Source organism: Arthrobacter sp. B0316-1-20, assembly GCF_059091865.1.
On the sequence record NZ_JBNHHC010000014.1, the window covers coordinates 70,921 to 93,103 of the forward strand.

General features: G+C 67.6%; 22 protein-coding genes and 1 tRNA gene. 15 read left to right on the forward strand and 8 right to left on the reverse strand.

Going from position 1 to position 22,183, the window contains the following annotated elements:
* The first annotated feature begins 151 nt into the window (after positions 1-151).
* Positions 152-2,557: a phosphoenolpyruvate synthase gene (ppsA, locus tag AC5RW2_RS22230; RefSeq protein WP_494074587.1), complete on the forward strand. Its 2,406-nt coding sequence runs from the start codon at positions 152-154 to the stop codon at positions 2,555-2,557.
* A gap of 19 nt (positions 2,558-2,576) precedes the next feature.
* The gene (locus AC5RW2_RS22235; protein ID WP_494074588.1) at positions 2,577-3,428 is read left to right on the forward strand and encodes a pyruvate, water dikinase regulatory protein; all 852 of its coding nucleotides are present in this window, start codon (positions 2,577-2,579) and stop codon (positions 3,426-3,428) included.
* 119 nt (positions 3,429-3,547) lie between these two features.
* Here the strand turns inward: AC5RW2_RS22235 and AC5RW2_RS22240 are convergent.
* Together AC5RW2_RS22240 and purB are read right to left on the reverse strand one after the other, a co-directional pair.
* A tRNA-Met gene (locus tag AC5RW2_RS22240) sits at positions 3,548-3,621 on the reverse strand.
* Positions 3,622-3,777: 156 nt separating this feature from the next.
* Positions 3,778-5,190 carry an adenylosuccinate lyase gene (gene purB, locus AC5RW2_RS22245; RefSeq protein WP_494074589.1) on the reverse strand — a complete coding sequence of 471 codons (1,413 nt, stop codon included), beginning with the start codon at positions 5,188-5,190 and terminating at the stop codon, positions 3,778-3,780.
* Positions 5,191-5,347: 157 nt separating this feature from the next.
* Between purB and AC5RW2_RS22250 the strand changes: the two genes are divergently transcribed.
* On the forward strand, positions 5,348-5,662 hold the full coding sequence (locus AC5RW2_RS22250; protein ID WP_494074590.1) for a hypothetical protein: 315 nt from the start codon (positions 5,348-5,350) through the stop codon (positions 5,660-5,662).
* Positions 5,663-5,699: 37 nt separating this feature from the next.
* On the forward strand, positions 5,700-7,172 hold the full coding sequence (locus AC5RW2_RS22255) for a hypothetical protein (protein WP_494074591.1): 1,473 nt from the start codon (positions 5,700-5,702) through the stop codon (positions 7,170-7,172).
* A gap of 25 nt (positions 7,173-7,197) precedes the next feature.
* Here AC5RW2_RS22255 and AC5RW2_RS22260 read toward each other — a convergent pair whose 3' ends face one another.
* A complete protein-coding gene (locus AC5RW2_RS22260) occupies positions 7,198-7,599 on the reverse strand; it encodes a phage holin family protein (protein WP_494000983.1) in 402 nt (133 codons plus the stop codon).
* 72 nt (positions 7,600-7,671) lie between these two features.
* Between AC5RW2_RS22260 and AC5RW2_RS22265 the strand changes: the two genes are divergently transcribed.
* The 6 genes from AC5RW2_RS22265 (at position 7,672) to AC5RW2_RS22290 (ending at position 13,658) form a co-directional block, all read left to right on the forward strand.
* Positions 7,672-8,826, forward strand: coding sequence for a histidinol-phosphate transaminase (locus tag AC5RW2_RS22265; RefSeq protein ID WP_494074592.1), 1,155 nt, complete (start codon positions 7,672-7,674; stop codon positions 8,824-8,826).
* 150 nt (positions 8,827-8,976) lie between these two features.
* Positions 8,977-10,161 (forward strand): pyruvate dehydrogenase (acetyl-transferring) E1 component subunit alpha, encoded by a 1,185-nt coding sequence (gene pdhA, locus AC5RW2_RS22270; RefSeq protein ID WP_494025108.1) that lies wholly within the window; start codon positions 8,977-8,979, stop codon positions 10,159-10,161.
* Positions 10,161-11,135: an alpha-ketoacid dehydrogenase subunit beta gene (locus AC5RW2_RS22275; protein WP_494074593.1), complete on the forward strand. Its 975-nt coding sequence runs from the start codon at positions 10,161-10,163 to the stop codon at positions 11,133-11,135. The genes pdhA and AC5RW2_RS22275 overlap by 1 nt, the downstream gene beginning before the upstream one ends.
* Before the next feature lie 13 nt (positions 11,136-11,148).
* Positions 11,149-12,675, forward strand: a complete 1,527-nt coding sequence (locus AC5RW2_RS22280; protein ID WP_494074594.1) for a dihydrolipoamide acetyltransferase family protein — start codon at positions 11,149-11,151, stop codon at positions 12,673-12,675.
* 128 nt (positions 12,676-12,803) lie between these two features.
* Positions 12,804-13,316 (forward strand): ribonuclease E activity regulator RraA, encoded by a 513-nt coding sequence (gene rraA / locus AC5RW2_RS22285; protein WP_494074595.1) that lies wholly within the window; start codon positions 12,804-12,806, stop codon positions 13,314-13,316.
* A 117-nt stretch (positions 13,317-13,433) separates the two neighbouring features.
* Positions 13,434-13,658: a hypothetical protein gene (locus tag AC5RW2_RS22290; RefSeq protein ID WP_494000977.1), complete on the forward strand. Its 225-nt coding sequence runs from the start codon at positions 13,434-13,436 to the stop codon at positions 13,656-13,658.
* Here the strand turns inward: AC5RW2_RS22290 and AC5RW2_RS22295 are convergent.
* Entirely contained in the window at positions 13,636-14,928 is a 1,293-nt protein-coding gene (locus AC5RW2_RS22295; protein ID WP_494074596.1) for an aminotransferase-like domain-containing protein, read from the reverse strand. The two genes, AC5RW2_RS22290 and AC5RW2_RS22295, sit on opposite strands and share 23 nt — an antisense overlap.
* Before the next feature lie 65 nt (positions 14,929-14,993).
* Positions 14,994-15,968 carry a helix-turn-helix transcriptional regulator gene (locus AC5RW2_RS22300; protein WP_494074597.1) on the reverse strand — a complete coding sequence of 325 codons (975 nt, stop codon included), beginning with the start codon at positions 15,966-15,968 and terminating at the stop codon, positions 14,994-14,996.
* A gap of 406 nt (positions 15,969-16,374) precedes the next feature.
* Between AC5RW2_RS22300 and AC5RW2_RS22305 the strand changes: the two genes are divergently transcribed.
* The 3 genes from AC5RW2_RS22305 (at position 16,375) to AC5RW2_RS22315 (ending at position 17,779) form a co-directional block, all read left to right on the forward strand.
* Positions 16,375-16,521, forward strand: coding sequence for a hypothetical protein (locus tag AC5RW2_RS22305; protein WP_493979969.1), 147 nt, complete (start codon positions 16,375-16,377; stop codon positions 16,519-16,521).
* 98 nt (positions 16,522-16,619) lie between these two features.
* Positions 16,620-17,591, forward strand: a complete 972-nt coding sequence (locus AC5RW2_RS22310) for a lantibiotic dehydratase C-terminal domain-containing protein (RefSeq protein ID WP_494074598.1) — start codon at positions 16,620-16,622, stop codon at positions 17,589-17,591.
* The gene (locus AC5RW2_RS22315; protein WP_494000973.1) at positions 17,588-17,779 is read left to right on the forward strand and encodes a hypothetical protein; all 192 of its coding nucleotides are present in this window, start codon (positions 17,588-17,590) and stop codon (positions 17,777-17,779) included. Before AC5RW2_RS22310 ends, AC5RW2_RS22315 begins: the two co-directional genes overlap by 4 nt.
* Before the next feature lie 163 nt (positions 17,780-17,942).
* Here AC5RW2_RS22315 and AC5RW2_RS22320 read toward each other — a convergent pair whose 3' ends face one another.
* The 3 genes from AC5RW2_RS22320 to AC5RW2_RS22330 all read right to left on the reverse strand — a co-directional run bounded on the left by AC5RW2_RS22320 (position 17,943) and on the right by AC5RW2_RS22330 (position 20,333).
* Positions 17,943-18,728 carry an acetoin reductase gene (locus AC5RW2_RS22320; RefSeq protein ID WP_494074599.1) on the reverse strand — a complete coding sequence of 262 codons (786 nt, stop codon included), beginning with the start codon at positions 18,726-18,728 and terminating at the stop codon, positions 17,943-17,945.
* Between the two features lie 196 nt (positions 18,729-18,924).
* Complete coding sequence (locus AC5RW2_RS22325; protein ID WP_494074600.1) at positions 18,925-19,758, reverse strand: aldo/keto reductase; 834 nt, start codon at positions 19,756-19,758, stop codon at positions 18,925-18,927.
* Positions 19,759-19,928: 170 nt separating this feature from the next.
* Entirely contained in the window at positions 19,929-20,333 is a 405-nt protein-coding gene (locus tag AC5RW2_RS22330) for a helix-turn-helix domain-containing protein (RefSeq protein WP_494024139.1), read from the reverse strand.
* 332 nt (positions 20,334-20,665) lie between these two features.
* Between AC5RW2_RS22330 and AC5RW2_RS22335 the strand changes: the two genes are divergently transcribed.
* Together AC5RW2_RS22335 and AC5RW2_RS22340 are read left to right on the forward strand one after the other, a co-directional pair.
* Complete coding sequence (locus tag AC5RW2_RS22335; RefSeq protein ID WP_494074601.1) at positions 20,666-21,154, forward strand: DedA family protein; 489 nt, start codon at positions 20,666-20,668, stop codon at positions 21,152-21,154.
* Positions 21,155-21,242: 88 nt separating this feature from the next.
* Complete coding sequence (locus AC5RW2_RS22340) at positions 21,243-22,088, forward strand: HpcH/HpaI aldolase/citrate lyase family protein (protein WP_494000968.1); 846 nt, start codon at positions 21,243-21,245, stop codon at positions 22,086-22,088.
* The last annotated feature ends 95 nt before the right edge of the window (positions 22,089-22,183 follow it).

Genomic DNA, 22,183 nt, shown 5'->3' on the forward strand with positions numbered 1-22,183 from the left:
GCAGCGCGTCCATTCGGTGACCTTTCGTGACCTTCAGAACTGTTGCGTGTGTCACAACCGCTTGTGTCCGGGAGCTCCTCCGGACAGCCTTGGGCATCACCTCTTTTACCCACAGCGCCTTGGAGCGCATGGCCCAAAAGGAGCAGCATCCATGACTAACGTTCTGTGGTTTTCCGAAGTTGGCCTGTCCGACCTTGACCAGGTCGGGGGCAAGAACGCCTCACTGGGCGAGATGATCGGAAACCTGGCAGCGGCCGGAGTAAAGGTCCCGGATGGCTTCGCCACCACCGCCGACGCCTACCGCCGCTTCCTGCGCGAATCCGGCCTGGAAGCCGGTATCGAGACCGTCCTCGTGGGCCTGGACAGCGACGACGTGACGGCCTTGGGTGCCGCCGGAGCAAGGATTCGGGAGATGATCCGCCAGGCACCGTTCCCGGCCGGTTTCGAGGAGCAGATCCGCGCCGCCTATACGCAGCTGGCCGGCAGCCACGGCGAGGACGTGTCCTGGGCCGTGCGCTCCAGTGCCACCGCCGAGGACCTGCCCGACGCTTCCTTTGCCGGCCAGCAGGAAACGTTCCTGAACGTGCGCGGCATCGGGAACGTGTTGGCCGCCATCCGGGACGTCTTCGCCTCGCTCTATAACGACCGCGCGATCGCCTACCGGGTCCACCACGGGTTCACCCACTCCGAGGTGGCCCTTTCGGCGGGCATCCAGCGCATGGTTCGCTCCGACGTCGGCTCCTCCGGGGTCATGTTCACCATGGACACCGAGTCCGGCTTCCGCGACGCGGTCTTCATTACCTCCTCCTACGGCCTGGGCGAGGCCGTGGTCCAGGGTGCGGTGAACCCCGACGAGTTCTACGTCTACAAGCCCGCCTTGGCCGCCGGCCGGCCGGCGATCCTCAAGCGCGGCTTGGGCGAGAAGGCCGTGCAGATGACCTACGCGGCATCGGCCGAGCCCGGCCGCACCATCGAGTTCGCCCCGGTGCCGGTTTCGCAGCGGGGGCGCTTCAGTCTCACGGATGCCGAGGTGGAGCAGCTGGCCCGGCACGCGGTGGCCATCGAGGCCCACTACGGCCGCCCGATGGACATCGAATGGGGCAAGGACGGCACCGACGGCCAGCTGTACATCCTGCAGGCCCGCCCCGAAACCGTCGAGTCCCGCAAGGCGGCCGGCACCCTCTCGCGCTTCACGCTCAAGGAGCGCTCCGCGGTGCTGGCCGAGGGCCGGGCCATCGGCCAGCGCATCGGCGCCGGCCAGGTGCGCGTGCTGACCTCGATCGACCAGATGTCCTCCTTCCAGCCCGGCGACGTCTTGGTGGCGAACATGACCGACCCGGACTGGGAACCGATCATGAAGAAGGCCGCCGCCATCGTCACTGACCGCGGTGGGCGCACCTGTCACGCGGCCATCATCGCCCGCGAGCTGGGCATCCCGGCCGTTGTCGGCACCGGCAACGCCACCCAGGTGCTCACCGAGGGCACCCCGGTGACCGTTTCCTGCGCCGAAGGCGAGACAGGTCTGGTCTACGCCGGGCTGCTGGACTACACCTTGGAGGAGACCGCCCTCGACACGATGCCGGAAGCACCGGTGAAGATCATGATGAACGTCGGCACCCCCGAACAGGCTTTCAGCTTCTCCCGGCTGCCGCATCGCGGCGTGGGCCTGGCCCGGCTGGAATTCATCATCAACCGCCAGATCGGCATCCACCCCAACGCCCTGCTGGCCCTGGCCGGGGAAATCGAGCGCCCCGCCGCGCTGTCCGACTACACCGTGCAGCAAATCCAGGAGAAAATCGCCGCCTACGACGGGCCCCGGGATTACTACGTCCGCCGGCTGGCCGAGGGCATCGCCACGATCGCGGCCGCCTTCGCCCCTGAACCGGTGATCATTCGGCTCTCGGACTTCAAGTCCAATGAGTACGCCAACTTGCTCGGCGGCCCGGCCTTCGAGCCCGAGGAAGAGAACCCGATGATCGGCTTCCGCGGCGCCTCCCGGTATCTCTCGGACTCGTTCCGCCAGGCGTTCGAACTCGAGTGCGAGGCCCTGAAGCTGGCGCGCACGCAGATGGGCCTGTCCAACATCAAGGTTATGGTCCCCTTCGTGCGCACCCTGGACGAGGCCCGCGGGGTGGCCGAGCTGCTGGCCGTCAACGGGCTGGTCCGCGGCGAGGACGGGCTGGAAATCGTGATGATGTGCGAACTGCCGGCCAACGCCCTGCTGGCCGGTGAGTTCCTGGAGTACTTCGACGGCTTCTCCATCGGATCCAACGACCTGACCCAGCTCACTCTGGGTTTGGACCGGGACTCGGCCCTGGTCTCCGGGGGATTCGACGAACGCAACCCGGCGGTCACCAAGCTCCTGGAGATGGCGATCGGCGCCTGCCGCGCCCGCGGCAAGTACGTCGGCATTTGCGGCCAGGGCCCCAGCGACCACCCGGACTTCGCCGAATGGCTGCTGGCACAGGGCATCAGCTCGATCTCGCTGAACCCGGACGCCGTAACCGACACCTGGCTGCGCCTGGCCCGCGGTCGTGAGACCGCAGTCCGGGGATGAGCGTGCCCGGAACCGCACGGTGAGCGGAAACCTTCCCCGGAACACCACGCGGGCGGGCCACAGCCCCGGCCCCGTGGTGTTCTTCCTCTCCGACAGCACCGGCATCACGGCCGAGACGCTGGGCAACACGCTGCTGACCCAGTTCCCCGGGCCGCGGCTGGAGCGGCGCACCATTCCCTTCATCGGGACGGAGGAACAGGCGCGCGAGGTCGTCACCATCATCGACAGCCTCGCCGCGGCCGGGCAGCGGCCGATCGTCTTCTCCACCGCCGTCGGCAGCGACATCCGCGCGATCCTGGCCGGGAGCAAGGGACACTTCGTGGACCTGTTCGGTGCCCACATCGGCCAGCTCGAGCAAGCCCTGCAGGCCTCCGCCACCGGCGAGCCGGGCCGGGCGCACGGCGTCGGCGACGCCATCCGCTATCAATCACGCATGACCGCCGTCGAATACGCCATCGAGCACGACGACGGGCAGTCCATCCGCGCTCTGGAACGGGCGGAACTGATCCTGATCGCGCCCTCGCGCTGCGGCAAGACCCCGACGACGATGTACCTGGCGCTGCAGCACGGCATTTTGGCCGCCAACTTCCCGCTGATCGAGGAGGACTTCGCCCGCCGCTCGCTGCCGGAGCCGTTGCGGCCCTTCGTGCGCAGATGCTTTGGGCTGACCTCGCTGCCGATCCGGCTAAGCCAAATCCGCCAGGAGCGCCGGCCGGACAGCACCTACGCCTCGCTGGCCCAATGCAGCTTCGAGCTGCGCAGCGCCGAGGACATGTATGCCGTCAATGGGATCCCGTACGTGAACTCCGCATTCATGTCCGTGGAGGAAATCTCCGCGACCATCCTGCAGCGGATGCGGCTGCAACACTGACCCAGCAAGCACTGGCCCCTGCATAGCGGCCGCGAGTGCAGTTGCAGCGGAGTACTGGATCCAGCCAATAAGAAAGGCCCTCTGACCGGGATAATCCCTAGTCAGAGGGCCTTCATTCGTTGCGGGGGTAGGATTTGAACCTACGACCTCCGGGTTATGAGCCCGGCGAGCTACCGAACTGCTCCACCCCGCGGCGTAGTAATGACTCTAGACCCACCCATGACCAAACGACGAATTTGGTGAGTGGGGTCACTGCTCGGGCTATCGGCCATGGTCCTGCAGACGACGACGGCGGTGGCCTCCCCTGCGGAAGGCGACCGCCGCCGTCGTCGGAAGAACCAGGGGAGGGTCAGCGCAGGTGGTCCACCAGCTTGCCGGCGATGCCGTTGTAGTTGGCCGGGGTGAGCGCGAGCAGGCGGTTCTCGGCGTCCGGGGACAGTCCGAGGCCTGAGACAAACTCCTTCATGCGCTCGGCGTCAACGCGGTGGCCGCGGGTGAGCTCCTTCAACCGCTCGTACGGGTTCTCCATGCCTTCGACCCCGGCGATGGCCTCGGCGCGCATGACCATTTGGATAGCCTCGCCGAGCACCTCCCAGTTCTGGTCCAGGTCCACCGCCAGCACCTCGGCGGGCACGCTGAGCCGGTCCAGGCCCTTGGCAACGTTGGAGATGGCCAGCAGCGAGTGCCCGAAGGCGACGCCGATGTTCCGCTGCGAGGACGAGTCGGTGAGGTCGCGCTGCCAGCGGGAGGTGACCAGGGTGGCCGCCAGGGTGTCCAGCAGGCCGTTGGAGATCTCCAGGTTCGCCTCGGCGTTTTCGAAGCGGATCGGGTTAACCTTGTGCGGCATCGTGGACGAGCCGGTGGCACCTTCGACGGGGATCTGCGCGAAATAGCCGATGGAGATGTAGCTCCAGATGTCCGTGCAGGCGTTGTGCAGGATCCGGTTGAAGCGGGCGATGTCGGAGTAGAGCTCGGCCTGCCAGTCATGCGACTCGATCTGGGTGGTCAGCGGGTTCCAGGTCAGGCCCAGTCCCTCGACGAAGGTCTTCGAAACGGCCTGCCAGTCCGCCGAGGGAACCGAAGCGTAGTGCGCCGCATACGTGCCGGTGGCTCCATTGATCTTGCCCAGGTACTCGGTGCGGGCGATCCGGTCCAGCTGGCGGGTGAGGCGGTGGGCGATGACCGCCAGCTCCTTGCCGAGGGTGGTCGGCGTGGCGGGCTGTCCGTGGGTGCGCGAGAGCATCGGCACGTCGCGGTGCTCGCGGGCCATGGCCGTGAACTGCTCGACCAGGGCGCGGGCGGCCGGCAGCCAGACCTGTTCCACGGCCCCCTTCACTCCCACCGCGTAGGAGAGGTTGTTGATGTCCTCCGAGGTGCAGCCGAAGTGCACCATGGCGGTGAGGTTCTCGATGCCCAGCTGGCCGAGTCGGCGGCCGATGAAGTACTCCACGGCCTTCACGTCGTGGACGGTGACGGCTTCGATCTCCGCCAGTTCGCGCACGGCATTTCCGTCGAAGTCGGTGACGATTTTGCGCAGCGCCGACTGCTGCTCCCCGGTCAGCGGTCCCGCCCCGGGCAGTACGGACTGGTTGGCCAGGTGGATCAGCCACTCCACCTCCACATGCACGCGATCGCGGTTCAGCGCGGCTTCGGAGAGGTAGTCAACCAGCGGCGCAACCGCCTGGTGGTACCGCCCGTCCAACGGACCGAGTGCGATAGCGGGGGTGACTTCTGCCAAGGGAACACGGGAAGTTTCAGCCATGGCCCTATTCTTTCATGTCCCATGCCGCCGCTTTCCGTGCGACTTCGCCTGCACAGCGGCGCCGCGTTCTCCCTCATGCACATAGCCGGTCTGCGTCAGGCCCCGCGGACGACGCGGCCCTAGCCTCGGAGGAAGTCGAGGCGCAAAGGAGGCCAGGGTGATGTTTTGGCAAACGGCGACGGCGGAGGCCGGGCCGGGCGGTTCGGCGGACCCGGGATGGGGGCCGGCCCCCGGCCGGCTGCTTTCCTGTGAGCAGGAACTGCTGTCCGTGCGGGCGGACCTGGCCGGCGCGGCCGCGGCCTGGGTCTCGCCGGCCGGCAAGGCCTTCAGGGCGCGGCTGTACGAGTACCGCACCGGGATGGCGGAGGCGGCAGAACTGCTGAGGCTCGCGGCAGCGGCCGTCGGTGCGGCGGAGGCGGCTGCCGGCGCGGCCCAAACGGCGGCGGCCGCGATGTACGGCCCCCGGTCGTGACGTCCGGGATCCGGACGGCCTGTGCCGGAGATGCACGATGGCTGACGACGACTGGCTGCCCGGCGGGGCCCGGTGGTGGGAAGGCGGCACCGGGTCCCGCCGGTACGCCGGCTATCGGGTTGCCGGCGGCATCGGCGGCATCGCGTTTGAGTGGGAGGAGCTGGCGTCGGCAGCCGTCCGGCTGGAGTCGGCCGCCGCCACCATCGGCGACCTGTGGCGCGAGCTCCTGTCGGTGCAACTGCTGCTGGCCGATCCGCGCTGGACGCTGCTGCCGGAGCGGTGGGCGGCCGAAACGGCAGTCCAGGCCGCCGCGGGATCGTTGGCGGCCCTTGCGGACAGCGTTGGGGCTTTAGCCGGAAAGGTGCGGTTGGCACACGGGACCTATTTGGCAACCGAGCAGGCCGTCTCCGCCGCGCTGCAGGCGGTCGACTCGGCCACCTGGTGGGCGACGGTTCCGCTCGGCATGGCCGTCAACGAGGGGCGGCCGACCCGGGCGGGCGGCGAACGGCTGCTCGGCCAGTTCCCGGCAGCGGTGACAGGAGCGCTGGGCGGCCCGGCGGCTGGGATGCTGCTGCGGGACGGCCGGCAGGGCGGTCCGTGGAACAACCCGGCCACCGAACACCTGGCCCCGCTGCTGGTCGCCGCGGCGCGGCAGGCGGGGCTGCTCCGGGCCGACGCCATCAAGGTTGCACGCGCGGCCCCGGCGACCGAAGAGATCGGTCCCGCGCCGGCGTCCCTGGCCGGGCTGCTCCACCGGACGGCCAGCGCGGACGGCGCCGGTGACGGCACCGTGGAGGTGCTCGAAGTATCCGCCCCCGGCGGCCGGAAGCGGTGGGTCGTCGCGTTGCCGGGCACCCAGGCCGCGGGCTTGGCCGAGGCAACCGCCAACCCGTTCGATGAGACCGGCATCGCCGAAGCGGTCGCCGGCAGGAGCGCGTTCGTCTCGGCCGCCGTGTCGCAGGCCCTCGGGGAAGCCGGGGCCGGCGCAGAGGATTTGGTGATGCTGGTCGGATACAGCCAGGGCGGCATCCATGCCATGAACCTTGCCGCCGATCCCGCCTTCCTGGCCAATCACAACGTGGGCTTCGTCCTGACGGCCGGCTCGCCGGTGGCCGGCATCAACCCCGGCCCGGGCGTCCGGAGCGTTCACCTGGAGCACGCCCAAGACTGGGTGCCGGGCACCGACGCCAGGCCGAATCCGGACCGGCGCGAACGGGTCACCGTGACCCTGACCGATCCCGCGGCCACCCCTGCGGGCGAGGGCGCCGGGCTGGGACCCGGGCATGACCTCGGGAACTACGTGCGGGCGGCCCGCAACATCGACGCCAGTCCGGATCCGTCGGTGCGCGACGCGACGGCATTCCTGGGCGCTGCGCTCGCCGGCGGCACCGCCCGGCAGCATCTGTTCAGCCTGCGCCGGTCGCAGCTTGACGGGTCAAAGCCGTCCCGCGCCGCCATCCCGGGCCGCCGCAAGGGGCCGCCGCCGGCAGGCGGGGGCGGGCAGGGGTAGGTGCCGCCCCGGAGTCAGCGGCGAGTCAGCGGGTGCGGGTCAGGGTGCCCACTACCAGCGAGACCAGGCTGATGATCAGCGAACCGAGGATCGCCGTCCAGAAGAAGGAATCGACGACGAACTCGACCGGCGTGAAGCTGGACAGCCAGGCCGTCAGCACCAGCATCAGCGCGTTGATGACGATGGTGAACAGGCCCAGCGTCAGGATGGTGACGGGCAGCGAAAGGAAGGAAATGATGGGCCGGACAATAGCGTTGACCAGGCCGAAGATCAGACCGACGAAAAGGTAGGCCAGCACCGTGCCCAGGGACTCGTTGCCGGCGACGTCGGCCGCTGCGGAGGCCTCGATGGCCAGGCCGGGCAGGATCCAGCTCGCCACCCACAGCGCCAGCGCGTTGACGAGGACCCGCACAATGAACTTTCCCATGCGTGTATGCTGCCACATCCAGGCTGCAGCGGCGCGGAAAACCCGGTCAACGGCGCACGTATCCTTTAAGGCATGACTCCTCCTGAGAACCCCATCAAGGAAGCTGCGGTTCCGGCAGCAGGTGCGTCGGGCCAAATCCACCCCCGGCCCGTGCTCGACAGGCTGCCCAAATATGCTGCCGGCAAACCGCCGGCTGCGATCCAAGGACTGCAATCCTACAAATTGTCCTCCAACGAAAACCCGCTGCCTCCGTTGCCAGCCGTGCTGGAAGCCGTGAACGCGCAGACGACGGGCATCATGCGCTACCCCGATCCGTTGTGCACCGCGCTGCGGACCGAACTCGGCCGGTTCCTGAATGTCCCGGCCGACGACGTGGTCACCGGCGCCGGAAGCTTGGGCGCCCTGGTGCAGATCCTGCAGACGTTTGCCGGACAGCACGAGGACGGCACCGAAGACGAGGTAATTTACGCGTGGCGGTCCTTCGAGGCCTACCCGATCATGGTCGGCCTCTCCGGTGCCCGCAGCGTGCAGATTCCCAACCGGTCCGACGGCTCGCATGACCTGGACGCCATGTTGGATGCCGTGACCGACCGGACCAAGGTCATCCTGCTGTGCACGCCGAACAACCCGACCGGACCGGCCCTGACGGCGGCGGAAGTGGAAGGCTTTGTCCGCAGCGTGCGGGACGACATCATCGTGGTCGTCGACGAGGCCTACACGGAGTTCGTCCGCGACCCGGAGGTGGTGGACGGCGTGGCCATGTACAAGAAGTACCCCAATGTGGTGGTGCTCCGGACCTTCTCCAAGGCCCACGGTCTGGCCGGCCTCCGGGTGGGCTATTCCATCTCGCAGCCGGAGATCACCCGGCACCTGCGCGTGGCTGCCACCCCGTTCGCCGTATCGAGCCTGGCCGAGCATGCGGCCATCACCTCGCTGCGCCACTACGACGAAGTTGTAGAAAGGGTACAAAGCCTCGTCGACGAACGGGACCGCGTGGTCGCCGGGCTGAACATGCTCGGCTGGAAGATCCCGGAGACGCAGGGCAACTTCGTCTGGCTGCCGCTGGGCGATCGGGCGCAGGAGTTCGCGGAGCTGGCGGGCCGGCAGGCACTGTCCGTGCGGGCCTTCGCGGGCGAGGGCGTGCGGGTCAGCATCGGTGAAGTCGAAGCCAACAGCCGCTTCCTGGCGCTCTGTGAGAACTATACAAACGGCCCGGGCGTTTCCTGACGGTAATGTGACCGGTCCGCACGGCACCTGCCATTAGGCTAGGACGAGATAAACGACAGATATATGCCGGGTCAGGAATGTATTCCCGGCCCGGCATATATGAACAGCGAAGATCTCTGCCGCAGGGCAGCGGATCGGCGAGGAGTTCGTATGGGCGCTGAGCACCTGCCCGCCTCGGAATTCGACATCGAAGAACTGGAACAGTCGCTGGTATCCAGCGACCCCTCGGACGCGCCCGCGCTGGTGCAGCTGATGGCCCCAGACGGAACCGTCCGGGACGATGCGAAGTACAGCCCCTACGCAGCCCACCTCGACGGCGAGGCGCTTCGCGGCATGTACCGCGATATGGCGCTGGTCCGCCGGTTCGACCAGGAAGCCACCGCCCTGCAGCGGCAGGGCCAGCTGCTGCTCTGGCCACCCCTGCTCGGGCAGGAAGCGGCACAGATCGGCTCCGGCCGCGCGCTGCAACCGCAGGACTATGTGTTTCCGACCTACCGGGAGCACGGCGTCGCCCTCACCCGTGGCCTGGACCTGTCCCGCGTGCTCAAGCTCTTCCGAGGCGTCAGCCAGGGCGGCTGGGACCCGCGGGAGACGAACTTCCACCTCTACACGCTGGTGCTGGCCGCCCAGTCCCTGCATGCGGTCGGCTACGCCATGGGCATCCAGCGCGACGGCGACGACGGCGTGGCCGTTGCGTACTTTGGCGACGGGGCCAGCTCGGAAGGCGACGTCCACGAATCAATGGTGTTCGCCGCCTCCAACCAGTCGCCGGTGGTGTTCTTCTGCCAGAACAACCACTGGGCCATCTCCGTGCCGACGGAAGTTCAGTCCCGCGTTCCGCTCTCCAACCGTGCCACCGGCTACGGCTTCCCGGGCGTCCGGGTGGACGGCAACGACGTCGTGGCCGTCCACGCGGTCACCCGTTGGGCCGCTGAACATGCCCGCTCGGGCAACGGGCCCGTGCTGATCGAGGCGTTCACGTACCGGATGAGCGCCCACACCACCGCCGACGACCCGACCAAATACCGTGAGGCCGCCGAGGAAGAGGGCTGGCGGGAACGCGACCCGTTGCTCCGGCTGGAACGGTACCTGCGCAGCACCAACACTGCCGGCGACGAATTTTTCGACGAGGTCTCCGCCGAAGGCGACAAGCTCGCCGCAACCACCCGCGCCGACGTCCTGGCCATGGAGGCCCCGGACTTCGAGGACCACTTCGCCAACGTCTATGCCGATCCGCACCCGCTGGTCCGCGAGGAACTGGAATGGCACCGGCAGTACCAGGCCGGTTTCGCCGATTACGCCACCGAAGACAACGCCGCCGGGGAGGCCCGCTGATGACCACCATGACGATCGCGAAGGCCATCACCAGCGGGCTGCGCGAGGCCCTGGCCAATGATCCGAAGACGCTGGTCATGGGCGAGGACATCGGCAAGCTCGGCGGGGTCTACAGGGTCACCGAAGGACTCCTGGCCGAGTTCGGCGCCGACCGCGTGGTCGACACCCCGCTGGCCGAGTCCGGCATCCTCGGCACCGCCATCGGGCTGTGCTTCCGCGGCTACCGGCCGATCTGCGAGATCCAGTTCGACGGCTTCGTCTTCCCGGCGTTCAACCAGATCACCACCCAGTTGGCCAAGATCCGGACCCGCAGCTCCGGACTCCTGTCGGCCCCCGTCGTCGTCCGCATCCCCTACGGCGGCGGCATCGGATCCATCGAGCACCACTCGGAGTCCCCGGAGGCGCTCTTCGCGCATACTCCCGGCCTGCGCATCATCACCCCCTCGAACCCGCACGATGCCTACTGGATGACCCAGCAGGCAGTGGCCAGCCAGGACCCGGTCATCATCTTCGAACCCAAGCGCCGCTACTGGCTCAAGGGCGAGGTGGACACCGAATCGGCCGGCCGCGACGCCTTCAGCGCCCAGGTCGTCCGCGAAGGCACCGACGCGACGATCGTCGCCTACGGGCCGCTGGTACCGGTCGCCCTGGCCGCGGCGAAGGCGGCGGAAGAGGACGGCAACAGCGTGGAGGTCATTGACCTGCGCTCCATCTCGCCGATCGACTTCGAGACCATCACCGCGTCGGCGGAGAAGACCGGGCGCCTGATCGTCACGCACGAAGCCCCGACCTTCGGCGGCATCGGCGGGGAGATCGCCGCGCGGGTCGGCGAACGCGCCTTCCTGAGCCTGGAGGCGCCGGTGCTGCGGGTCGGCGGCTTCCATATGCCTTACCCGGTGGCGAAGGTGGAGGAACAGTACCTGCCGGACATCGACCGCCTGCTCGAGGCCCTCGACCGTTCGCTCGCCTACTGATATCGGAGTTTCCATGTCGAACACGCAGATTTTCAACCTCCCGGATGTCGGCGAGGGACTGGTCGAAGCCGAAATCGTGTCCTGGAAGGTCAAACCGGGGGACACCGTGGCGGTCAACGACGTCATCGTGGAGATCGAGACGGCCAAGTCACTGGTCGAGCTGCCCAGCCCCTACGCGGGGGTGGTGTCGGAGCTGCTCGTGCCGGAGGGGCAGACCGTGGAGGTCGGCACCCCGATCTTCGCCGTCGCCGCCGAAGGCGCCGCCCGGCAGTCGGCCGTCCCGGAGCGGCCTGCCGCTCCGGTGCGCCCCGCGGCCCCCGTTCCGGACCAGCCCGTGCCCGAGGCCACCGCCGAGGGCGGGCCGTTGGTCGGCTCCGGCCCCAAGGCCGATCCGGTCAGGCGGCGCCCGCGCCGCGGCAGCGCCTCCGCGTCCCCTCCCACTACGACGACGGCGGCGCGCCCTTCCGCGGCCCGCTCCGGCGGCGGGGACGTACCCGCCGCGGAGATCCATCTGCCCGAGCCGCACGGCCAGGCCCAGCACGTTCCGCCGGTTCCCGCCGACGACGACTCCGCGGTTCCCGGAGCGGCTCCCGCCGTCGGTGCCGGGCATGCCCGAGGCGAAGCCGTCCAGGCAGTCGTCACCCGGCTGCTGACCCGGGTGCTCGCCAAGCCGCCGGTGCGCAAGGCCGCCAAGGACCTTGGCATCAACTTGGCGGACATCACCCCCACGGGCAAGGGGGGCGAGGTCACCAAGCAGGATCTGCTCAGCTACCAGGCCCAGCGCGAGGCCGAGCAGGCAGCTGCGCCGACGTTCTGGGCCCCGCGCAAGGGACTGGACAACCGGATCGAGCGGGTCCCGGTCAGGGGCGTGCGCAAGGCGACCGCCAAGGCCATGGTCGAGTCGGCCTTCAGCGCCCCCCACGTGAGCATCTTCGTGGATGTGGATGCCTCGCGGACCATGGAGTTCGTCCAGCGGCTGAAGAAGTCCCGCGACTTCGAAGGCGTCAGGGTCTCGCCGCTGCTCATCCTGGCCAAGGCCGTCATCTGGGCCGCCGCACGCAACCCGAACGTCAACGCCAGCTGGGTGGAGACGGAGTCCGGCGACGAAATCCACGTCAAGCACTTCATGAACCTCGGCATTGCCGCCGCCACCCCCCGCGGCCTGCTGGTTCCGAACATCAAGGACGCCCAGGACCTCTCGCTCAAGGAGCTCGCGGTAGCCCTCAACGACCTGGCGACCACGGCCCGTGCCGGCAAGACCAAGCCCGCCGACATGCAGAACGGCACCCTCTCCATCACCAACATCGGCGCGCTGGGAATCGACATCGGCACCCCGATCATCAACCCGGGCGAAGTCGCCATCGTCGCGTTCGGCACCATCCGGCAGAAACCGTGGGTCGTCTCCGGCGAAGTCATTCCCCGCTGGATCACCACGCTGGGCGGATCGTTCGACCACCGCGTGGTGGACGGCGACCTTTCCGCCAGGTTCATGGCAGACGTCGCCGCGATCATGGAGGAACCGGCGCTGCTGCTGGATTGACGGTGCGCCGCGGCATGCTGGGTTAACGGCGCCGCCGCCGCATGCCGGAGGGACTCAGTCCCGCGCGCGGACGCCCGCCGGGCCGCGGTTGGTTATGATCGCGGTGTGGCGAGGAGGAGCACCATCAGGTGATTGAGACAGCGGGCAGCGCAGCGACCCACGGGGCAGAACCTACAGTGATCCCGACGGCGGACCTGTACGACCAGCGCGGCGACGAACTGGCGTCGCTGTCGCTCCAGTTCGGCAACTTCGGCGGCCGGGCGTCGTTCAGCGGGCCGGTCCGCACCATCAGGTGTTACCAGGACAACGGGCTGGTGAAATCCGTCCTCAACTCCCCGGGCCACGGCGCCGTGTTGGTGGTCGATGGCGGCGGTTCGCTGGAGACGGCCCTGATGGGGGACATGATCGCCGCGGCCGCCGTGGCCAACGGCTGGTCCGGGGTAATTATCAACGGGGCGATCCGGGACCGGGCGGCCCTCGCGCGGCTGCCGCTCGGCGTCAAGGCGCTCGGCAGCAACCCGCGGAAGAGTGCCAAGGACGCCAGCGGGGAAGCAGACGTTCCCGTCGAGATCGGTGGCGTGCTGTTCCGGCCGGGCGCCACGGTCCACGCCGACCTGGACGGCATCCTGGTCTGCGCCTGACCGCGGCCGTGGTGTCTCCTCGGAGGACGGCGTCCGGGATCCGCTCTGCAGCGATCAACGACCTCCTGCCCTGACGGACCGCCAAGGGTGGCGTTCCGGCTGTGAAAGACTGGGAGCATGAGTAACAACAGGCCCTCGGGTCAGCGCAACGACTCAGGCGTGCCCAGGATCGACTGGAAGGGCACCCTGTGGGCCATGGCGGCCGTCTTCCTGCTCAGCTACGTCATGATCTGGCTGATGCCGGGACTGCACCCCATCCTGCGGATCCTCATCGTGATCGGCCTGTATTTCGCCGGCCGCTACGCGTACTACCGCTATTTCAAGAACCGGCGCCGGCCATAGCCTTTGCGAGGACGGGCGCAAGCCGCCGCACGCCCTCGCGAATGGCCTCTTCGGGCACGGCGCTGAAAGCCAGCCGCAGCTGGCGTGACGGCTCCTCGGAGGGACTGAACGCCGCCCCCGGGATGAAGACCACGCCGGCCTCGATCGCGTCGTAGAGCAGCGGGTAGGTGTCGACGCCCTCCGGAAGGGTGATCCAGACGAAGAAGCCGCCGTCGGGTTCGGTCCAGGTGGTCCCGTCGGGCATGAATTCGTCCAGCGCCGACAACATGGCGGCGCATCGGGTGGCGTACAACCGTCGGTAGGTATCGATCTGCCCCACCCAGTCGTGTTCCTCCAGGTAAGCGGAAATCAGCATCTGGTTCAGGGTGGGCGGGCACAGGGTGACGGCCTCGTTGGCCAGGTAGAAGCTCCGCTGCAGGTGGTCGGGCAGCAGCGCCCAGCCGATCCGCAGGCCCGGTGCCAGAATCTTGGAAAAGGAGCCCAGGTAGACCACGTCGTCGGGATTGTCCGCGCGCAGCGGCCGCAAGGGCTCGCCGTCGAAGCGCAGCAGGCCGTAGGGATTGTCCTCGAGCACCAGGACGCCGGCCTCGCGGCAGATGTCCACGATCTGCTGCCGGCGCTCGGCGGCCAGCGTGATGCCGGAGGGATTGTTGAAGCTGGGGATGGTGTAGAGGAATTTAATGCTGCGGCCCTCGCCCTGCAGCTCTTCGATGCGGCGCTGGAGTTCCGAGGGGACGAGACCGTGTTCGTCCATTAACACCGGCTCCACCTGGACCTCGTAGGCCTCAAAGGTGTTCAGCGCGCCAACGTAGGTGGGATCCTCGCACAGCACCACGTCGCCGGGGTTGCAGAAGACTTTGGCGGCCACGTCCTGTGCGGACTGGGAACCCGCCGTGACGACGACGTTCTCCGGATCCACGCCGGTGATGCCTTCGTGCGCCATGACCTCGCAGATCTTTCGCCGCAGGTCCTGGGTACCCTGGCCGCCGCCGTATTGCAGGGCGGTCATCCCATGCTCGGCGATCAGCCGCTGCGCCATGCCGGCGATCTTCTCCAGCGGCAGGGACTGCAGGTAGGGGTTGCCGCCGGCCAGGGAAACCAACCCGGGGCGCATCGAGATGTCGAAGACGTCGCGGACGGCCGATTGTTTGATGTTGGCGGCGCGCTGGGAGAACAGGTGCTGGTGCCGGTGCGCCGCAGTGGCGCGTTCCAGCGCCACTTCCGTTTCGGTGGGCAGGGTTTCGGAAAGGTCTGCATCCTGTGAAGTCACTCACACAGGATAGCCCGGGACGTTACGGGATAGGAAACAGAAGTTTTCTATTAGTGCTGCCCGGGCTAGAGCCAGCCGGCGTCCCGGGCCTTGAGCGCGGCCTGGAATCGGCTTTCCGCGCCGAGCTGCTCCAGCATCCAGGCAATGTGGCGTCGGCAGGTGCGGACGCTGATGTCCAGCCTCCGGGCGATCACCTCGTCCGAGTACCCGGCGGCCATGGCGTTGAGGATGGAGTGCTGGATGCCGTTGAGATCCGAGGCGCCGTTTTCCTGCCCGTCCACAACGTAGGGATCGGCCAGCTCCCAGGCCACGTGGAACAGGTTGATGAAGACCTGGATCAGGTTGAAGTCGCGCACCACCAGCGCGCCGCGGTCTTCCGGATGCAGTTGGCGACCGATCAGGGCGAGGTTGCGGTCGAAGATCATGATCTTGAGCGGCACGTAAGGCAGGGTTCGGTACTCGCCGCCGGCCGGCGAGATCGCGGCGACCGCCTTGCGCGTGGGCACGTGGTCCAGGGTGCTGGCGTGGCTGATGTTCTTGCGGACGACCCCGCGGTTGAGGAGTTCGATGTCCTTTTGGATGCCCTCTTCGTGGACATCCGCGGAGGCACCGGAGCCCGGCTGGCTGATCAGCACCTGCTCGGAAACGTCCCGGCCATAGTCCACCAGCAGCTTGCGGATTACCCCCGGGTCTTCGAGGACCTCCACGGAGGAGTCCAGCGACACCCGTTTGCGGGCTGCCAGGTAGGTGGGCACGAGTGCCGCCATGTCCGCACGGTGGCCGCTGATCTTGGTGCGCAGGTCGATCAGCAGCCGCTCGTCGGAATCTACCAGTTGCGACAGGGCGACGTCGGGGGAGATGGCGACATAGCATTCGACATTCGGTGCCGGCTGCTGCAGCAATTGCCTGCTGACCAGCTCGCCGATGGCGATGTTAAGGTCGCGGATGGTGTAGCCGAGTGCCGTGGACATGCTTTCTTTGGTCCAGCCGGGGTGGGCCACGGCGTATTCATAGACCTCGAATGCCGTCCCGCTCAGCATAGGGCGCTCCTCCGGTTGATCCATTTACGTATCACGCAGGGCCTGCTGTTTCCTGTGCGGTGCGGCCGCTCTTTGGCCAGTCTAAAGCACTTCTTCGGCCCATCTTGCGTCCTTTATGACCGGCCACTTCCTGCCATGGCCACATTATGCCATCACCTCGCGGCCTTTGAGTGACGATCCTTGGGAGGCGCTCCTTTCCCCGGATTTCCGGGGCGGCAGGCGGTTTTGACTACCTGTCCGGAACGTGACAGCACAAGCCGTGAGGCACGATCATGGCATGTCCGGATGTTGCAACGAGTTTGGCTGGACAGGCGCAGCAGAAGCACGGAACTCTTGAACATGTCGGGGGCGAGCAACCCGGCTGGATTTGTCACTGTACGAACCTAAGCCATGTGAAGGGAATGACATGTTCAAGAAGATCGCAAGCATCGCGGCAGGTCTGCTGGTTGCTTTGGGGGCGGTCTCTGCGGCCACTCCGGCAGTAGCCGCCGATCTAGGACCGGTTCCCCATTCTGAAAACGCCACCGCTTCCGCCTATATCTGGGACTGGTAAAAAGCCGCCCCATCTCATCGGCATTGTGCTGATTCCGTAACCAGGATGACGCCGGCTATCCCTCCCCAACCACCAGCACATCGAACCAGGAGTAGCGCATGAGCCAGCTGACAGCCATCCGCCCAACAAGTTCGGTGAACGTTAAATCGTACTGGTGGGTTCTGTCTATTTACACGGGTAGGCAGGACGTAGTCGACGCAGTCATAGGAGAACTGGTTACACCGCTGGTCGCCCACGCTCGCCGCGAAGGCGTGGGCCGCTGGTACTTCAACCACAGTGCCGACCAGATGGGGCCTCACCTGAAGGTCCGGTTCCTGGGCCGCCGCCCAATCCTCGACAGCCTCCAAAGGTTCGAGCTGGCGGCCCGGGACCGGGTCCTCGACATCCTTCCAGGCATCACGACCCAGGAAAGCTTCGTATTGCCTTTCGGCAGCGGGGATTCCATTCAGTTTTCGCCGGCCGATGCCGCCGTCCCCGTACCCGAAGCGGACTTGGACCGTTTTGGGGGACCCGATGGGCTGGAGCTCGCGGAGGAGGTATTCGAACTTTCCTCCGAACTGGCCATGTGGGCCACGCAGCGTTTCAGCAAGGCCCAAGGACGTTCGGCGCTCGCCTCCCTGCTCCTCTGCGACGCGGCGTGGGCCATGATGTATGGGCCGAAGGCGCAACAGTGGCCGGACCGCGGCAGGCTGTCCTGGGACTACTGCTGGGACAACCATCTTCGCGTGTCCACTGCCGAGCTGGGCCGTTCGGCTCCCAAGGCGCGCCACAGCCTCACCGCAGGACTGGTTGCCCGCACCGCACCGATGCACCGCCTGATGGCAGCGACAGCGGACGAAAGCAGCGTCCAGAACTGGCGCCGCCGCTGGATCAGGACCCTTGACTCGTACCTGTACCGGGCGGACCGGGCGCGCGTTAGCCGCAGCGCGCAGCAATTGACGTTTTCCCAAGCCCACCTGCTGATGAACCGGTTGGGGTTCACGACGTGGGAAGAGGCGGCACTCGGCGTCTACGCCAGGGCCTGGTCGCCGGAAGTCGAATCCTCGTTGTTGGAGAAGAGGACAAAATGAGCCCGTTTGGTTTCTCGTCGATTGGACCCGAATCCATCAAGGATCCGGATGTCAAGAACGAAGGAACAGCATCATCACTGGATCAGGTCGGGGTGCTGGGTGCGCACGCCCAGGATGATGACCTCTGGAACCTCACCGGCAGCAACTACTCGCGCGACGCCGCGTGGGCAGACCAGGCGTGGCAATAGGTGAAAGCCCGCCGGCATCTGCGTCGGTGCCCACATCCTTCCTCCCCCAACAGGATCAGGCCGGAGCGACCCCCAACGCTCCGGCCTGATCCTTTTCTTCGCAATTCAGGGGCTGTTTCCACCCATCACGCCGTGATGCGGCGGGCAGGCCCGCATGCCCTGATCAGTTGTAGAGCATGCCGCCGTCCACCAGCAGCACCTGGCCGGTGACGTAGTCGGAGTCGGGGCCGGCGAAGAAGGACACGATCTTTGCCACGTCTTCGGGCGTCTCGATCCGGCCGAGGGCGATGCCCTCCACGTTCTCCTTGAGGTTCTGGCCGATCGGCTTTCCGTTGATCTTGCTGAGTTCCTTGTCGATGAGCTCCCACATGCCGGTTCCGACAATGCCGGGCGCGTAGGCGTTGACCGTGATCCCCTTGGGTGCCAGCTCCTGTGCCGCCGCCTGCGTAAAGCCGCGCACGGCGAACTTGGAGGCGGAGTAGGCGCTGAGGATCGGGAAGCCCTGGATGGCCGCGATGGAGGCAGCCGAAATGATCTTGCCTCCGTGGCCGAGCTCTTCAAACTTGGCGGCCGCAGCCTGGATGCCCCAGACCACGCTGTTGACGTTCACGTTGAAAATCTGGTCGAGTTCCTGCTCGCTAATTTCAAGAACTGGCTTGACCTGGGCAATGCCTGCGTTGTTAACGATGACGTCGAATCCGCCGAGCTGGTCGGCTGCCGTGTCGACAGCCGCGACGACGTCGTCCCTCTTGGCGACGTCGGCTGCCACGAAAACGGACTTGCGCCCGAGGCCTTCGATCTCCGCCGCGACAGCCTCGCCCTTGGCGCGCTGCGGCTCGATATCGGCGATGGCGACGTTGAAGCCGTCTTCGGCCAAACGAAGAGCGATGGCCCGCCCAATGCCTTGGCCGGCGCCGGTTACGAGAGCGACCTTGTCCTGCACAGTCATTAATGTCTCCTTTGTACTGCTTCCAGCCCGCCGTTGCGGTTATCCAGCGCCACGACCGGCTGCGGTGGACACCGTCGAATTACAACCGGTGTCACTAGGCGCAACACAGACCCGTCAGAATTCATTCCTTTGCATATTAATGCGTGCCGGTGCAGGCCAAGCCGAAGCAGCGCCGCCTAGGCCGTCCAGCGGCCGCCTAGTGGCCGAAAATGTCCGCGTCGGTGATGTCCGCGGTGCCCCGGTCCAAGGCGGAGATCCGGGCCAGTTCGCCGGCCTCCAGCATGAAGTCGAAGATGGCGAAGTTCTCGGCCAGCCGGTCCGGGTGCGCGGACTTGGGGATGGGCACATGCCCCAGCTGGGTGTGCCAGCGGAGCACGATCTGGGCCGGGCTCTTGCCGTACTTGCCGGCCAGCGACTGAACCGCCGGCTCCCGCAGCAGGTCCCCGCCTTTCCCGAGCGGGCTCCAGGACTCCGTGACGATGCCGCGCTGGCGGTGTAGCTCCACCAGATCCCCGCGGGTGTGCCGGGGATTCAGCTGAATCTGGTTGACCTCGGGTACCAGTCCGGCGTCGAAGAGCCGTTGCAGGTGCGCTGGTTTGAAGTTGGACGTGCCGATGGCCCGCACGCTCCCGTCCTCCAGCAAACGGGTGAGCCCCTCGAAGGCCTCTACGTAGCGGTCCTGCCCGGGGTTTGGCCAGTGGATCAGCAGCAGGTCCACGTAGTCGACGCCCAGCCGGCGGGCGCTGGCCTCGCAGGCCTGCCGCGCGCCGTCGACGCTATGCCACCGCTTATTGAACTTGGTGGTGATGAAGACTTCCGAGCGGTCAAGCCCGCTGCGGCGGAACCCCTCGCCGACGCCTTCCTCGTTCCGGTAATTTTCCGCGGTGTCGAACAGCCGGTAGCCCAGGTTGAGCGCAGTTTCGACCGTCCGGGCGGCTTCCGCATTGTCCAGGGGCCAGGTTCCCAGTCCCAGCAGCGGCATCTTGGCCCCGTTGCGGAGGGTCACGAGCGGAGCAAGCAGGTCGGCCACGGTCACAGTCTCCTCTGGTTGTCCTTCAGGACCCGGTCCCGGGCCCGTGGCACCCAGCCTAGGGGTGATCGTGTCGGCTGTGCACCCCGGGTGCCGGCCGCAGCCGGCGGCAGACGGAGAAGCGGATGCCGCAGGGCGCTGATTCCCCCGGGCCAAGCGGGAAGAGTCCGCTAACCCGCGGAGGCGGCGTCGGCAGAACCTGCGTCGCGTGCGGCGGTCCGGGTCTCCAGCCAGGCCAACACGTCGGAGAGCAGGATCCGCCGGTGCGTCCCGCGGTACTGGACCGGAATGGTCCCGGCGTCGGTCAGGCGGCGCATGTAGGTCAGCGACACGCCGGCCACCTCCGCCGCCTGCGAGGTGTTCAGCAGTTCGACTGCGGAGCTGACCATCACCGCATCGCCGTGGGCAAAGCGGCGGAGCATATCGACGACGGCGTCCGCGGCCTGGGCGGGCAGCTTCACCGTGGTGCCGTTCACGAAGACGGTGACGTCGGCGCTCTCGTCGAGCGCCCGCTGCAGCCGCTGCGCCTGGGCGGCCGGGAGGGCATCGGTGGTGCGGGGAGTCAGCTGGGCCATGGGGACAGCGTAAGACACTTCCCGGCCCGCACCGGGGAAGGCGTGCGGCGCCGTCGTTGTTGGCGTGGACGTGTCTGCCGGCAGCCGTTGGGATTCCCCGGCGGCCCGGCGGCGGGCGTTGACCTTCCCCCGACGACCCGGCTGCGGCCATGGACATTCCCCGACTACCCGGCGTCAGGTAAGCGTAAACTGCTGTTCGCGACGGACAGCGTGCGCCGTCCGCGGAAGTGAACATCCGCCGACTCCCGAGGAGACCATCGTGGGCAGACCGTTCTACGCCGGATTGAGGGGCGCTGCGCACGCCGCGCACCGGCCGGTGCCTGCGACCTGACATGGAGCACATCGCCAGCCTCCCCTTCGGATACGCGGTCAGCGCGCTGTTCGTGATCGTGATGCTGCGCGCCAACGCCACGTACTGGGCCGGCAGGGGAGTGGCCGCCGGCGGGCGGCACACCCGTCTGGTCCGGCAGTTGGATTCGCCGGCCATGCGCCGCGCGGAGGCTTTTATCGCCCGCTGGGGAGCCCTCGCCGTCGCGCTCTGCTTCCTGACGGTGGGCGTTCAGACCGCGGTCAACGCGACGGCCGGCCTTGGCCGGATGCCGCTGCGCAGATATTTGCCGGCCGTCGTGGTCGGCTCGGTGCTGTGGGCGGTGCTGTACGCCACCGTGGGCCTGGCCGCCCTCAACGCCTGGCTGGCCGCGGCCGCCGGGTCCCCGCTGGGCATGGCCGTCGTAGTGCTGCTGGCAGCAGCGGTGGTCGCCGTCATCGTTCTGGCCCGCCGGCGGCGCGGACGCCGCCCGGCTCTCTCTGACGGCGGTTAACCTCCGGCGCGGGCGCACGTGGCGCCTGCCTCATCGGCATTCGCCCCTGCATTGGTGGCCCCGGCGGCGGAAACATTAGGCTAGGGGTATGTCCGCTTTAAGAAACCGCCGTGCTGCCGCCCTTCCCGCAAAATTGTCTCGCTCCTGGCTTTTGGCTTCGGCGGCGGACGAAGCGAATTTCGGGCCGGCGCTCGCCTCTGAAGCAGACTCCGTCATTTTCGACATGGAAGATGCCGTGCCGGCGGAGGGCAAGGCCGCGGCGCGGGAACGGGTGGTGGAGGCCCTGTCCACCGGCATGACCGCCTGGGTGCGCGTGAACGGCATGGAAACCGACTACTGGGCGGACGACCTGGCCGCTCTGTCCAAGGCGCCGGGCCTGCGCGGCGTCATGCTGGCGATGACGGAAAGGCCCGAGCAGGTCACGCACACGGCCATGCGGCTGCAGGCCGGCACCCCGGTGCTCGCCCTGATCGAATCCGCCGTCGGCATTGAGAACGCCACCGACATCGCCCGCGCGCCGGGCACCTTCCGCCTCGCCTTCGGCGTGGGCGACTTCCGCCGCGACACCGGGGCCAGCGATTCTCCGATGGCCCTGGCGTATGCCCGTTCCCGGCTGGTGGTGGCCTCCCGCGTGGGCCAACTGCCGGGCCCCATCGATGGCCCGACCGTCGGCGCGCTCGGCGAGGAACTGCTGGAAGCGTGCAAGGTGACGGCGTCCATGGGCATGACGGGCAAGCTCTGCCTGCTCACCGACGCCGCCGACACCATCAACAAGGGACTCTCACCCAGCGAGTCGGAGATCAAGTGGGCGCACGAACTCCTCGACGCGCACGCCGCCGGCGCGGTGGTGGGCGACGGTTCCTACCTGCCGCGGCTCGCCCGCGCCGAAAAGATTTCATCGCTCGCGGACTCCTACGGACTCTGGAACGCCTAAGCTCCACGTTCACGCTCCACGTTCAGGGGCGCGCAGGGTTCCGGGCGCGGGCTTCCGGGCGGCACCGTCGGCGCCTGCCCGGGTGTTGGTTCAGT

Excerpts from the sequence above, each read along its gene's own strand:
- AC5RW2_RS22260 (WP_494000983.1), bottom strand. The coding sequence starts at position 7,599 with ATGGGAAAGTTCATTGTGCGGGTCCTCGTCAACGCGCTGGCGCTGTGG.
- ppsA (WP_494074587.1), top strand. The coding sequence starts at position 152 with ATGACTAACGTTCTGTGGTTTTCCGAAGTTGGCCTGTCCGACCTTGAC.
- AC5RW2_RS22275 (WP_494074593.1), top strand. The coding sequence starts at position 10,161 with ATGACCACCATGACGATCGCGAAGGCCATCACCAGCGGGCTGCGCGAG.
- AC5RW2_RS22300 (WP_494074597.1), bottom strand. The coding sequence starts at position 15,968 with ATGCTGAGCGGGACGGCATTCGAGGTCTATGAATACGCCGTGGCCCAC.
- AC5RW2_RS22310 (WP_494074598.1), top strand. The coding sequence starts at position 16,620 with ATGAGCCAGCTGACAGCCATCCGCCCAACAAGTTCGGTGAACGTTAAA.
- AC5RW2_RS22255 (WP_494074591.1), top strand. The coding sequence starts at position 5,700 with ATGGCTGACGACGACTGGCTGCCCGGCGGGGCCCGGTGGTGGGAAGGC.
- AC5RW2_RS22265 (WP_494074592.1), top strand. The coding sequence starts at position 7,672 with ATGACTCCTCCTGAGAACCCCATCAAGGAAGCTGCGGTTCCGGCAGCA.
- AC5RW2_RS22320 (WP_494074599.1), bottom strand. The coding sequence starts at position 18,728 with ATGACTGTGCAGGACAAGGTCGCTCTCGTAACCGGCGCCGGCCAAGGC.
- AC5RW2_RS22340 (WP_494000968.1), top strand. The coding sequence starts at position 21,243 with ATGTCCGCTTTAAGAAACCGCCGTGCTGCCGCCCTTCCCGCAAAATTG.
- pdhA (WP_494025108.1), top strand. The coding sequence starts at position 8,977 with ATGGGCGCTGAGCACCTGCCCGCCTCGGAATTCGACATCGAAGAACTG.
- AC5RW2_RS22305 (WP_493979969.1), top strand. The coding sequence starts at position 16,375 with ATGTTCAAGAAGATCGCAAGCATCGCGGCAGGTCTGCTGGTTGCTTTG.
- AC5RW2_RS22330 (WP_494024139.1), bottom strand. The coding sequence starts at position 20,333 with ATGGCCCAGCTGACTCCCCGCACCACCGATGCCCTCCCGGCCGCCCAG.
- AC5RW2_RS22280 (WP_494074594.1), top strand. The coding sequence starts at position 11,149 with ATGTCGAACACGCAGATTTTCAACCTCCCGGATGTCGGCGAGGGACTG.
- AC5RW2_RS22315 (WP_494000973.1), top strand. The coding sequence starts at position 17,588 with ATGAGCCCGTTTGGTTTCTCGTCGATTGGACCCGAATCCATCAAGGAT.
- AC5RW2_RS22335 (WP_494074601.1), top strand. The coding sequence starts at position 20,666 with ATGGAGCACATCGCCAGCCTCCCCTTCGGATACGCGGTCAGCGCGCTG.
- purB (WP_494074589.1), bottom strand. The coding sequence starts at position 5,190 with ATGGCTGAAACTTCCCGTGTTCCCTTGGCAGAAGTCACCCCCGCTATC.
- AC5RW2_RS22290 (WP_494000977.1), top strand. The coding sequence starts at position 13,434 with ATGAGTAACAACAGGCCCTCGGGTCAGCGCAACGACTCAGGCGTGCCC.